The following is a 12,439-nucleotide window of genomic DNA, read 5'->3' as shown; positions in this document are numbered from 1 at the left end:
GCACTAAATAATCAGATGCAAAAAAGCAAACTAACCTTATACATTTTTGTGGCGCTTGTGTTGGGCGTAATTGCTGGCTACATTTACAATGCTACTGTTATTAACAATATTAATACCAAGATAAGTGCTGCCGAGGCAAATATTAAATCTATTGACGGCCGCATCCTGCTTGTTAAAGATACCACCACTGCCGATTATAAAGCTTTAAAGACCGAGCGGACGGTACAGGCTAAAATGCGTAAGGAAGCCGACACCTCACGTGAAGATAAGTTGGTTGGCTTTACCGTATTAAGTGATATTTTTTTACGGTTGATCAAGATGATCGTTGCGCCATTGGTGTTTACAACATTAGTTGTGGGTGTTGCCAAAGTGGGCGATATTAAATCTGTAGGCCGTATTGGCGGTAAAACATTGCTGTGGTTTATCAGTGCTACCTTTGTATCGCTGTTTTTGGGGATGTTGCTGGTTAACTTTTTCAAACCCGGCGAGGCTATGCATTTGCCATTGCCCGATAGCCACATGGCTACCGACATTAAAAAAACAGCCCTATCCCTGCGTGATTTTATAGGCCACGTAGTACCCAAGAGCTTTACCGAAGCAATGGCTAATAACGAGATCCTGCAGATCGTCGTATTCTCGCTCTTCTTCGGCGTAGCCACAGCAGCTATTGGCGAAAAGGGCGAGGTAGTCATCCGTGCGCTGGATGCTATCTCACACGTAATTTTAAAAATAACAGGTTATGTAATGCAACTGGCGCCTTTAGCGGTTTTTGGAGCTATCACGGCTATTATAGCAAAGCAGGGTTTGGGAATTTTGTCAACCTATGCCATATTTATCGGCGAATTTTATTTCAGCTTAGTGATACTTTGGATGGTGATCATCTTTGCCGGCTTTATTGTGCTGAAAAAGCGCGCCTTTAACCTGGTTGGTAATATTAAGGATGCTATGCTGATCGCGTTCAGTACATCAACCAGCGAGGCGGCATATCCAAAAGTACTATTAGAGTTGGAGCGCTTTGGCTGTAATAATAAAATAGTGAGCTTTGTACTTCCCTTAGGTTATTCATTTAATCTTGATGGATCAATGATGTATATGACCTTTGCCTCACTGTTCCTGGCACAATCTTATAATATTCATTTATCATTTGAGCAGCAATTAACCATGCTGCTAATCCTGATGCTGACCAGCAAGGGCATCGCGGGTGTACCGCGGGCATCATTGGTCGTTATCGCGGGTACGGTATCATTATTCAACATTCCTGAAGCCGGTTTAGCATTATTGATAGGTATTGATCCTTTATTAGATATGGGCCGTTCTGCAACAAACGTATTAGGAAACGCAATGGCTACTGCAGTAGTAAGTAAGTGGGAGGGAGAGCTAAAAGATTAGATTTCTATGTCTAAGCATTTCGTTTAATTTCTCAATTTTGCAAATTCAATCACTAACTAATTTCCATGCCTAATCGTTCTAAGAAGATATTTTTGCTCTTAAGTATCATTGTTCCATTTATGCTATACTGCCTTTACTATTACGGTATGATGGTGAAGAATGCACCTTATAAGTTCGCTGAATTTCAGTCGATCAAATTTGAATATGGTTATGGCGATAGTCTGTTAAACAAGTACGACTCTAAAACCGGCGACTACCAATTTGTAAACAGGCGCGATTCGGTAGTAAAAATGCATATGAAATTGACTAAAGACGACCTGCTGTACCTGCACCGTAAAGCTGCCGATCTTGGTTTTTGGGATTTCCCGGAGAAGGAGATGGCCACCAGGAAGGTGCGTTCGCCGCGTTACATGATCCAGTTTAATTATAAGCGCAAAAGTAAAACCGTTGTATTTGAAGATGCCTTTGAAGGGAATGAAAAACTGATAGATGCCAACCAGCGGTTAATTAAAGAACTGCAAAAGGTGCTGGAAGATGCTGAAGCCCGCCAAAAAAATACCAAATAGTGCGTTGTAAATTAATTTATTAATCCATATATTTGCACCTCAAAATTTAACAAAATAATTAAATAACAATGTACGCAATAGTAAGTATAGCCGGGCAACAATTTAAAGTTGCGAAAGACCAGCAGATCTTTGTACACCGTTTACAAGGAGATGAAGGCGCTAATATTGAATTTGACCAGGTATTGTTAGCAGAAAATGAAGGTAGCTTTAAATTAGGTTCAGACCTATCGGGCGCTAAAGTTTCTGCTAAGATCGTGTCTCATTTAAAAGGTGATAAAGTAATTATCTTTAAGAAAAAACGCCGTAAAGGTTACCAGAAGAAAAATGGTCACCGCCAGCAATTTACCAAGATCGAGATCACAGGTATCACATTATAATTAAATTTTAACCGACCTGATATTTATCCGGTCACAAAAAAATATTAAGCATGGCACACAAAAAAGGGGCCGGTAGTTCAAGAAACGGCCGCGAATCACATAGCAAACGTTTAGGTATTAAAATTTTCGGTGGTCAGCCAGCAATTGCAGGTAACATCATCGTTCGCCAACGTGGTACCAAACACAATCCGGGCCTTAATGTAGGTATCGGTAAAGACCATACTTTATTTGCATTAATTGCAGGTAACGTAGTTTTCAAAAAGAAAGCAGATAACCGTTCATACGTTTCTGTCATTCCTTTTGAAGTTGCACCTGTTGCAGAAGATGCAACACCTGCACCTAAAGTTAAGGCAGAAGCAAAACCTGTAGCAGAAGCAGCACCAGTTGCGGCAGAAACTACTGAAGAAGCACCTAAAGTTAAAAAGGCAGCAGCGCCAAAAGCAAAAAAAGAAGCAGCACCTGATGCTGAAGCAGCTCCGGCTGAATAATTATTCAGTAAAGCACACCATATTAAAAGCCCTGATCGCAAGATCAGGGTTTTTTTGTTAAAGCATTTTTTTAAATAACCGGCTTTTTACACACCAAACTCTTCTCGCGGATTTTAATTTCTTAAATTCATCCATCTACAGTAAAATCCTTATCATGAAAAAATTTTCCTTTTGTTTTTTCCTGCTGCTGCGCGCTATCTATGCCAACGCTCAGGATGCCGTAAGTTATCAGATGCCGCCCAAGGCCATGGCCGACTTGCTGCTGGCTAAACCCACACCGGGCGTAAGTATCGATTCGAAAGCCGAATGGATGCTGCTGAGCGAGCGCAACCCTTACCCATCGGTAGAAGAACTTGCCCGGCCCGAACTGCGTATTGCAGGCCTTCGTATTAACCCGGCCAACTACTCGTTAAGCAGGGGTAATTACGTCAATAACTTTACGCTTAAAAATATCAAAACGGGCAAAACCTATGTTATTGCCGGCTTACCTGCGCCGTTGTTTGCCGGTAATGTGAGCTGGAGCCCCGACGAAAATAAAATTGCATTCACCCAAACAGGGGCTAAATCTGTCGACCTATACGTGATCAATCTGCTTACACAAAAAGCAGCAAAGATTAACAAAGCACCCTTGAACACCGTAATTGCCCAAGGCGGAGCGGTAATATGGGAAAACAACAGTACGATGCTTTATCGCGTAGCAACCAAACCTGTAACGGCAGCCCCTGTAAGGCCCGGTACACCTAAGGGCCCAACGGTTCAGCAGAGCCTGGGCAAGGCATCGCCGAGCGCTACTTACGAGGATCTGATCAAGACCCCATACGACGAACAGCTATTTGAATTCTTTGCTACATCGCAGTTGGTAAAAAACACTAACGGGATAGAAACACCAGTAGGTAAACCTGCTATTAATGGCAGTATTACGCTCTCGCCGGATAAAAAATACATGATGGTGCGTACCATTAAAAAGCCATTCTCGTATTTGGTCACGGCGGGCGGATTCCCATCTACGGTAAAGGTTACCGACCTAATCGGCAAAACGGTTAAAGTATTGGCCGAGCTACCTTCGAGCGAGGGCACGCCGTCGGGTTATGACAACACGCAAAATATCGACCGCGGTTTCGACTGGCGCGATGATGAACCCGCAACAATTACTTGGGCGCACCCATTGGATAGCGGCCGCATAAAAAAGAAAGTGGATTTCCATGACGCAGTATATGCTTTACAAGCTCCTTTTGCGGGCCAGCCGTTAGAGCTGTTTAAAACCACTAATCGCTACCGTGGCGTGGAGTGGGGGAATACTAACCTTGCTTTGGTAACCGAAGGCCTGCGTTCCAAACAATTGGAACGCGTGAGTACGTTTAATCCATCGACAGGTAAATTGGAAAAATTATACGAACGCACAACTAACGATGCCTATAAAGATCCGGGAGACCCGGTAACTGTAAAGAATAAATTTGGCCGCGAAGTGTTGCTGACCACTGATAACGGAACTAAATTATTGATGAACAACCGTACGGGTGCATCATCAAAAGGCGATTTGCCTTTCTTGTCGCGTTTCGACCTGGCATCGGGCAAGAGCGAGATCATCTGGCGTAGTGCTGAGGGTACATTCGAGACCGTGGTTGATGTGATCGACCCAGATAAGTTGATATTGCTAACCCGCCGTGAATCAGAGAAGGATGTACCGAACTATTACATCAAAAACCTGATGTTGAGAATAGCCGACAGGCCGGTTACATCCTTTGGCAACCCTTACCCGCAACTGGTAGGTGTGAGTAAAGAAAAGATCCACTACAAACGAAGCGATGGAGTAGATCTCACAGCCGACCTTTACCTGCCGAAAGGTTATAATAAAGAGAAAGACGGCCCGCTGCCGGTACTCATATGGGCATATCCGCGCGAATTCAACTCTGCGTCGGATGCTGCGCAGGTGCGTGGATCTCAGCATAAATTCACGGTGATAGGCGGGGGCAGCCCGGTATTTTTTGTGACCCAGGGTTATGCCATTTTAGATAACGCCGAGATGCCCATAGTCGCGAAAGATGGCAAGAAACCCAACGATACCTTTGTAGAACAATTGCAATTGAATGCCGAAGCCGCCATTAATAAATTAGCACAAATGGGCGTTGGCGATAAAAACCGTATTGCGGTAGGGGGCCATAGTTACGGATCATTTATGACTGCTAATTTACTGGCGCATACTAACCTGTTCAAAGCAGGGATAGCCGAGAGCGGCGCATACAATCGCACACTAACGCCCTTTGGTTTCCAGAATGAGGAACGTACTTATTGGGACGACCCTAAACTTTATTATGACATGAGCCCCTTTAGCTTTGCTGATAAAATTAAAACACCGATACTGCTGATCCACGGCGAAGCGGATGATAACCCGGGAACATTTCCTATCAACAGCGAACGTTTGTTTGCCGCATTAAAAGGCTTGGGCGGAACCGTTAGGTTTGTGTATTTGCCCTATGAGGCACACGGCTACCGAGGCCGCGAGAACCTGCTGCACAAACTTTGGGAAATAAATACCTGGATGGATAAATATGTGAAGAACGCACCGCCTGCTACCACGGCTGGTACTAATTAAATAATTAAAGGCCCGGAGTATCCGGGCCTTTAATTATTTACCCAGATGTAATACAGGATCGTTCTTTTGCGCCATAGGGTCAATCACAACATTTTCACCGGCGGTCATCAGCCATTTACCTTTTTGCCTAACATATACCAATAAAGCAATATCATCACTTCCCGGTATCTTATGCCCATCGGGTGTGGTAAACTCACTTACATAGCTTTTAAACTGAACCAATGCCGTTGTCGGGTTAATGATCCTGACGAAAACTCCCTTGTTGGTCATGGTTGTATGTTTAAACATATTAGTATGATAAAATTGGGTGGAGTACTCTACTTCTTTGAGGTTCTTCCACCACATACCAACAATATTTACCCAGCTACAATCTGCGGTGCAATATTTTTTCATATCGCTATGATCATGCTTATTCCAACTGTTAACCATGGCATCAACTTGTTTTTCTATCGCTTTACATCAGCACTTTTGCTTTGTGCATCGGCCGAAAATCCTAATAAAATAAAAACTAATAATGTAAACGCGCTTTTCATGATGATTTGTTTTTTCGGTAAAACTACTTCATCAGCAACTGTACAAATAGTATAAAAGCGACAAGTTTATATGCGGAGATGTTCTTGCAGAAGTGAAGGAGCGTTATTGATTTGCTGCGCCATATAACCCGGCAAAGCTCCGGCAAATTCTTTAAAATCTTTAATTAAATGCATTTGGTCGTAATAGCCACAGGCATGCGCAATATTAGTCCAGCTTAATAGCGGCTGGCTTTCTTTTAGCCTATAAGCTTTTGAGAATCGGATCAATCGTGAAAACACTTTGGGCGAATAGCCCATTACTTCTTTTGCACGACGTTCATATTGGCGAAGGCTAAGGCATGCCAACGATGCGGCACTTTCTATGGTCAGTTTTCCCGGCATTTGCAGCTGTGCTTTCATGGCATGCTCCCATGGCTTGAGCGGCGAGTAGGTGAGTTTACGCATAAAGAACCGTTCAACCACATTCTTCATCTCCAACGGCGTTTGCGCTTCTTTGAGCTGTTCATTTACATCGGCAATCTCTCTGCCTAATAGAAGCGAAGCGTCAAACGGCTCATCATATAACTCATGCATCGGTATTTTAAGCAACCGGTGCATACCACCAGGCATAAACGCAACCGAAACAATCACATGATGCATGCCCATCGCTACGTTAACGCGTGTAACTTGTGGGCCTATGATCACACTTTCCGGGAGTGTCTGGGTATAGTTTTTACTATCGTGCGCTGTAACGGCGTCTCTTGGATAAAAATTGATAGCATGTTGTGGCGTGGGCGGGAAGGGGCTGAACTGCAGCGTTGATTGATTAAATTTAGCTTCTACTATCATCACGTGACTAATGTAGTTGCGTAATGCCGGATGAGGCGTGTAAAAGCTTGGCCGCATATTCATTTAGTTAAGATACAGCTTAAATGATAAAAAGATATTATGTTATTAATAGCTTTTTCATTTCCCGGCCAATTCCTCATGGATCTCGCCAAAGAGCAAGCCGCTGCCGCCGCCAAAGTGATAGATGATCTTGGTATTGCTATTTCGAACTTTGGCAAAATCTACGATATCAGCTTCCTCTTTTTCAGTCAAACCGTTTCCTAATAACACCACGTCAAAATGCTTTAATTTGAGCAAGTCTTTAGTTTCAGCTACGTCAGTTGCGCCCACCGCATGCCAAGCGGTATTGTTGCCTATCAGGCGCAAAATGGTAGCCATGATGCCTTCGTGAGTACAAACCACCAGTATTTGAATTTGATTTTCCATGTTATAATTCCATCGGTACTTCCATTAGCAGCACCTGCGTATCGGTATTGGCTTTGATATTTAGCTGATCTGTATCCCATAAACCCATCCCATCCCTGGTATTCAAATGCTGGCCATTTACTGTTATATCGCCGTTTAATACAAATACATAAACGCCGTTTGCCTTATCGTTTAATTGGTAATTTATCTCTTTCCCGGCATCAAACTCACCCATATTAAACCAGGCATTTTGATAGATCCAAACACCATTGTCATCCGTGTTTGGCGATAAGATCTGGTGCAGCACGTTCCGCTCATTAAAGGGGATAGCTATCTGATCGTACCGCGGGGTTACATTTCGTTTGTTCGGATATACCCATATCTGTAAAAACTTAACCGGCTCGGTATCATTCTTATTAAATTCAGTATGGTAGATGCCCGTACCGGCGCTCATCACCTGAATTTCGCCAGGTTTGATAACTGCTTCGTTGCCCATGCTATCCTTATGTACCAATTCACCCTGCAATGGGATAGAAATGATCTCCATATTGTCGTGAGGATGGTCGCCAAAACCTTTAGAGCCGTCTACGATATCATCATTTAAAACCCTCAGCACGCCAAACCGCATCCGCTCCGGATTATAATAGCCCGAAAAGCTGAAGGTCTGGTAGCTTTTTAACCAACCCAGATCGGCAACGCCGCGGGTATTTGCCCTATGTATAATGGTATTCTTCATCTGTTTTGTTATTGTTTAACAAATGTATGGCGGCTTGTGTTGCTACCACTTAATGTAGATTAAGCCTATTCGCTATAACTCCTGTAAAATACTTGTAAACTTGCTTTTAAAATGCATTTTATTGAGTATTATAGCGGCTCAAAGCATTACTTATTATGAAAATTAAAGGTCGTAAATATGCCGGCATTGTTGCAATTGGTTGTTCCGCGTTTGTTTTAGGCTCGTTTGTAACCGCAAAATTTGCCAACGCGCCAATTACAGTAAGCGTGGTTAAAGAAGCCCAAAAAATAAACGGAATGGATTTTACGGACGGCCAGGCCGATTCGATGCTCAACAATTTAACCCAGTACCGGAACTCGTACGATGCCTTGCGGAAATTAAATATGCCCAACAGCATTGTACCTGCCCTCACCTTTAACCCTGTTCCTGTAGGCTTTATAAACCCTGATAATAAAGATGGCTTTAAGGTTGCAAAAGAGGTAAAGATAAAACTACCGGCCAACCGGGACGAACTTGCTTTTTACACCATTACCCAATTAGCCGGGCTGATAAAAACCAAACAAATAAGTGCTGTAGACCTGACTAAATTTTTCATTATAAGATTAAAGAAATATAACGGCAAGCTGCTTAACGTAATTACGTTTACCGAAGAACACGCGCTAAAAAAAGCTGCAGAAGCAGATGCCGAAATTGCTGCAGGCCACTACAAGGGCTTATTGCACGGCATCCCGTTTGGAGCAAAAGATTTATTAGCCCAAAAGGATTACAAAACCACGTTTGGTGCACCGCCTTATAAAGAACAACAGTTAAATATTGATGCTACCGTAATTACCCGTTTAGAAAATGCAGGTGCTATACTTGTGGCCAAAACATCGTTAGGGGAGTTGGCGCAGGGCGATATTTGGTTTGGCGGCAAAACCAAAAACCCGTGGGATATCACCCGTGGCTCCAGCGGTTCGTCTGCCGGTTCGGCATCTGCTGTGAGCGCAGGCTGCCTGCCTTTCGCTATTGGTTCAGAAACGTTGGGCTCCATCGTTTCACCATCTACAGAGTGCGGCGATACCGGCCTGCGCCCGTCATTTGGAAGGGTAAGTAAATATGGTGCAATGGCACTAAGCTGGAGCATGGATAAACTCGGCCCGATTGCGCGTAGCGTTGAGGATGTGGCTATAGTTTTTAATGCCATGCATGGCACAGATGCGAACGACCTGAGTACGATTGCCGCACCGTTTAATTATGATGGAGGAACAAAATCATTAAAAGGGTATAAAATTGGTTACACAAAAGTCGACTTTGACCGTAAGTATGCCAACCATGCAAATGATTCGGTAACCTTAAAAAAATTGCAGGAATTAGGTGCAGAACTGGTGCCGATAGAATACCCTAAAATGCCGGTAGGCGCCATGACCTTTTTATTAAGTGCGGAAGGTGCTGCCGCTTTCCAGGAATTAGTACTTATCCACAAAGACGATGATTTGGTACAGCAGGGTAAAGGTGCATGGCCAAATATCTTCAGATCAGCACAATTTATCCCTGCTGTTGAATATATACAGGCTAACCGTGCGCGTACCATGCTGATAAAGGCCTGGTACGAAAATTTAAAGGGGCTTGATCTTTACATTACCCCTTCTTTTAGCACGAACCTATCCATGACTAATTTAACGGGTAACCCCTGTGTAGTATTACCAAATGGTTATACCCCAAAGGGGCGCCAAAGTAGCATTACATTTATGGGCCAATTGTTTGGCGAGGGTAAATTATTACAGGCTGCACAGGTTTACCAAAACGCAACAGATTTCAATAAAAGGCATCCGGATTTAAATTTTTAGCATGCGTGGAATTAAATAAATATTTCGTAATAAATGCGTCACTACAAAATGTAGGTTTAAACACTATTTCAGGATTTAATCCGCTTTTATGATTATGTTTGATTTGTAATAGTTACCTAACACGACTATAATAAATATGCCTAATAACCGGCGGCGCATTTTCTTTTACATTTTTATCGCTGGCCTTTTACTGGCCTCCTGCATGTCGGAAAATACTGGTCATGATCCCGGGTTGAAGCAACAATTCAAGGTAGCAGACAGTTTGATAAGCGGAGGTGAATGGGATAAGTCATACGCTTTACTCAAAAAGATAAAAGCAAAAGCCAACCCTGCTGATCCTGTTTTGTCTTCTTATTACGTCGCCCTGGCAGATCATAACCGTTTCGGCAATGTTGCCGTAATGACCGCGTATGCCGATAGCGCGATGGCCTTTTTTACCGATCCAGAAAAGGCTAAAGAGTACCCCAATGAATATTTAAAAGCATTGCTAACGCGTGGCGACGCCAGCATGTTGGCTAAACAATACAAAACCGCGCTTGATTACTATTACAAAGGCAAAAAGCTTTTAGCCGAAGGCAGTTGTGACGACGGCGACCTGGCCACCAAAATAGCCGGGATCTATTTTAATCAGAAAAATTATCGCCTGGCGGCACAGGGCTGGATAGAAAACTACAGGCATTTAGGGGCATGTGACATAAAGATCACATCGCAAAAATTATTTTCGATGCGGCAGGCTGCACTCAACAACGCTGCCTACGCCTACCAGCGCGCCGGAATGGAAGACAGTGCATCGGTTTATTATCAAAAAGACGTTGACCTTTTAAATGCTGCAGAAAATGATACCACCATTGGAAAGGTATATGTAAGAGGCGCACGTTTAGTAGTTTATGATAACCTGGCCGGCATATGCATTAATCATCAAAACTATCCTAAAGCATTAGACTACCTTAATAAATGCATCGCTATGGATATTCCGTCGGTTGATGGTATTAAGATCCCTCCGTTTATAAAACTGGCCGGGATATTTACCCAAACCGGCGAATATGCTAAAGCAGAAACTGCCTTTAAACAAAGCATGGCGCTTATCAGGCAATTCCAGAGTGCTAACGGCGAATATGAAATTATATGGAATAAGCTGTACGCCCAGTATATGCTTAAACTTATACAGCCAGAACAAGCCTTTATCTATCTGGATAAATACATGCAGATGAATGATGCGCTGGAGCGGTCGCAAGCCAATGTATATAAAGTGGATGTAGAGCGTGAGCTGAATATTTTCCATCAACAGCAAGCCCTTACAGAATTAAGGCATCAGGAGAAACTTAGCCGGATTTATATCCTATGCATTACTGTTGCCATATTCCTTTTATTAGTGATCGTATTTTTGGTTTATCGTAACCTGAAATCCAGCCGTAAAAACCAACACCATACCGAAGACCATAACCGGCAATTACAACAAACCCTAACCGAACTTGAAGCAGCTAATAAAAACTACATCCGCATTATGCGGATAATGGCGCATGACCTGCGCAACCCTTTATCAGGCATTAGCGGGTTGGCGGCCGTGCTGTTAGAAGAAGATGACTTGACCGCCGATAACCGCCATGTACTGCAATTGATAGAATCCACTGGGAATAATTCGATTGATATGATCAACGAGCTATTAAAATCGGGATTGGCCAATGAAGAAGATGACCTGGTAATGGAGCCGCTTGACGTTAACCTTTTACTGCACGACTCTGTGAAACTACTGCAGTTTAAAGCTAATGATAAACACCAGCAAATCGTTTTTGAACCCAACCCATCGCCAATTATTATCACAGCTAGCCACGAAAAAATATGGCGCATTTTTAACAATTTGATTGTAAACGCCATCAAATTCAGTTATCCCGGTAGCAAAATTGAGGTGGGCATTGCGTTAACAGAAGACGATAGATATGTACAGATAAGCGTAATAGACAACGGCGTAGGCATCCCTGATAAAGATAAAGATGCTATATACGATGTATTTACCACCGCCAAGAAAAACGGAACAAACGGCGAAGAACCTTTCGGACTGGGCTTATCTATCACCCGTAAAATTGTTGAGCAGCACCGCGGTAAGCTATGGTTTACCAGCGGCGATGGTGAAACTGTTTTTTATGTAGAATTACCCTACGTTAAACGTGATTAAACAACCAGCGAAAAGCTATGTAGCTTGCGTAAATGGTTACGCTAATGAATACCAGTAAGATTAGCAGCAAAATCACGATAATACCATTGCCGTCGCCGGTATGTTTGCCTTCCTTATAGTGCTCTTTTAATAACTGAATATTGCGGGTGTTTGATTTGAAATAAAAGTCAGACAACTGGCCTATAAGCGGGATTGCCCCAATCATGGCATCGACACAAATATTGATGCTCATCAGTATCAGCACCTTTCGGCTTACCCCGTTTTTAGCCATCACATACAGCAATGCTGCCGAAACGACAAACCCCGAGATATCGCCCGCGAAGGGGATAAGGTTCATGATAGGATCAAGCCCGAAACTGAAATTTGTACCCGGCACACGGAATTTATCGTCCATTACGGATGCTACCCGTTCCACCCATTTAAGCTGTCCGGTGAGTTGTACCTGGTTGTTATTTTGACTTTTCACAACTGTTCAATAAAATAAACGGCTAATTGTTTGCAGCTAAGTGCTCATTTTATCTG

At 43.1% G+C, this 12,439-nt stretch carries 13 protein-coding genes; 8 read left to right on the top strand and 5 right to left on the bottom strand.

The genetic code is table 11. The features are described 5' to 3' along the window. Positions 1–15 precede the first annotated feature (15 nt). The 5 genes from IDJ76_RS03555 (at position 16) to IDJ76_RS03535 (ending at position 5,413) form a co-directional block, all read left to right on the top strand. Positions 16–1,389, top strand: coding sequence for a dicarboxylate/amino acid:cation symporter (locus IDJ76_RS03555; RefSeq protein ID WP_191160774.1), 1,374 nt, complete (start codon positions 16–18; stop codon positions 1,387–1,389). A 65-nt stretch (positions 1,390–1,454) separates the two neighbouring features. Continuing rightward, positions 1,455–1,955, top strand: a complete 501-nt coding sequence (locus IDJ76_RS03550) for a hypothetical protein (protein WP_191160772.1) — start codon at positions 1,455–1,457, stop codon at positions 1,953–1,955. Positions 1,956–2,023: 68 nt separating this feature from the next. Continuing rightward, the gene (gene rplU, locus IDJ76_RS03545; RefSeq protein ID WP_191160770.1) at positions 2,024–2,332 is read left to right on the top strand and encodes a 50S ribosomal protein L21; all 309 of its coding nucleotides are present in this window, start codon (positions 2,024–2,026) and stop codon (positions 2,330–2,332) included. Positions 2,333–2,382: 50 nt separating this feature from the next. Further along, positions 2,383–2,820, top strand: a complete 438-nt coding sequence (rpmA, locus tag IDJ76_RS03540; RefSeq protein WP_191160768.1) for a 50S ribosomal protein L27 — start codon at positions 2,383–2,385, stop codon at positions 2,818–2,820. Between the two features lie 154 nt (positions 2,821–2,974). Then, positions 2,975–5,413: a S9 family peptidase gene (locus tag IDJ76_RS03535; protein WP_191160766.1), complete on the top strand. Its 2,439-nt coding sequence runs from the start codon at positions 2,975–2,977 to the stop codon at positions 5,411–5,413. Positions 5,414–5,446: 33 nt separating this feature from the next. Here the strand turns inward: IDJ76_RS03535 and IDJ76_RS03530 are convergent, their stop codons facing one another. Further along, a complete protein-coding gene (locus IDJ76_RS03530) occupies positions 5,447–5,842 on the bottom strand; it encodes an SgcJ/EcaC family oxidoreductase (RefSeq protein ID WP_191160764.1) in 396 nt (131 codons plus the stop codon). Here IDJ76_RS03530 and IDJ76_RS03525 point away from each other — a divergent pair. After that, entirely contained in the window at positions 5,813–6,001 is a 189-nt protein-coding gene (locus IDJ76_RS03525; RefSeq protein ID WP_191161238.1) for a hypothetical protein, read from the top strand. The two genes, IDJ76_RS03530 and IDJ76_RS03525, sit on opposite strands and share 30 nt — an antisense overlap. Before the next feature lie 11 nt (positions 6,002–6,012). On the opposite strand, the gene IDJ76_RS03520 is transcribed toward IDJ76_RS03525, so the two are convergent. From IDJ76_RS03520 to IDJ76_RS03510, 3 genes are read right to left on the bottom strand one after another with little or no spacing between them, the layout of a single operon-like run. Further along, a complete protein-coding gene (locus tag IDJ76_RS03520) occupies positions 6,013–6,837 on the bottom strand; it encodes a helix-turn-helix domain-containing protein (protein ID WP_191160762.1) in 825 nt (274 codons plus the stop codon). A gap of 54 nt (positions 6,838–6,891) precedes the next feature. Next, complete coding sequence (locus tag IDJ76_RS03515; protein ID WP_191160761.1) at positions 6,892–7,200, bottom strand: response regulator receiver protein; 309 nt, start codon at positions 7,198–7,200, stop codon at positions 6,892–6,894. Between the two features lies 1 nt (position 7,201). Then, positions 7,202–7,915: a pirin family protein gene (locus IDJ76_RS03510; protein WP_191160759.1), complete on the bottom strand. Its 714-nt coding sequence runs from the start codon at positions 7,913–7,915 to the stop codon at positions 7,202–7,204. A 155-nt stretch (positions 7,916–8,070) separates the two neighbouring features. Between IDJ76_RS03510 and IDJ76_RS03505 the strand changes: the two genes are divergently transcribed. Further along, positions 8,071–9,744 carry an amidase gene (locus IDJ76_RS03505; protein WP_191160757.1) on the top strand — a complete coding sequence of 558 codons (1,674 nt, stop codon included), beginning with the start codon at positions 8,071–8,073 and terminating at the stop codon, positions 9,742–9,744. Between the two features lie 202 nt (positions 9,745–9,946). Next, on the top strand, positions 9,947–11,917 hold the full coding sequence (locus IDJ76_RS03500; RefSeq protein ID WP_191160755.1) for a tetratricopeptide repeat-containing sensor histidine kinase: 1,971 nt from the start codon (positions 9,947–9,949) through the stop codon (positions 11,915–11,917). On the opposite strand, the gene IDJ76_RS03495 is transcribed toward IDJ76_RS03500, so the two are convergent. After that, a complete protein-coding gene (locus tag IDJ76_RS03495; RefSeq protein WP_317173935.1) occupies positions 11,904–12,383 on the bottom strand; it encodes a DUF4112 domain-containing protein in 480 nt (159 codons plus the stop codon). The genes IDJ76_RS03500 and IDJ76_RS03495 overlap by 14 nt on opposite strands. Positions 12,384–12,439 lie beyond the last annotated feature (56 nt).

The organism is Mucilaginibacter glaciei, assembly GCF_014773245.1.
Classification (GTDB): domain Bacteria; phylum Bacteroidota; class Bacteroidia; order Sphingobacteriales; family Sphingobacteriaceae; genus Mucilaginibacter; species Mucilaginibacter glaciei.
This window is presented reverse-complemented; position numbering and strand designations above follow the sequence as displayed.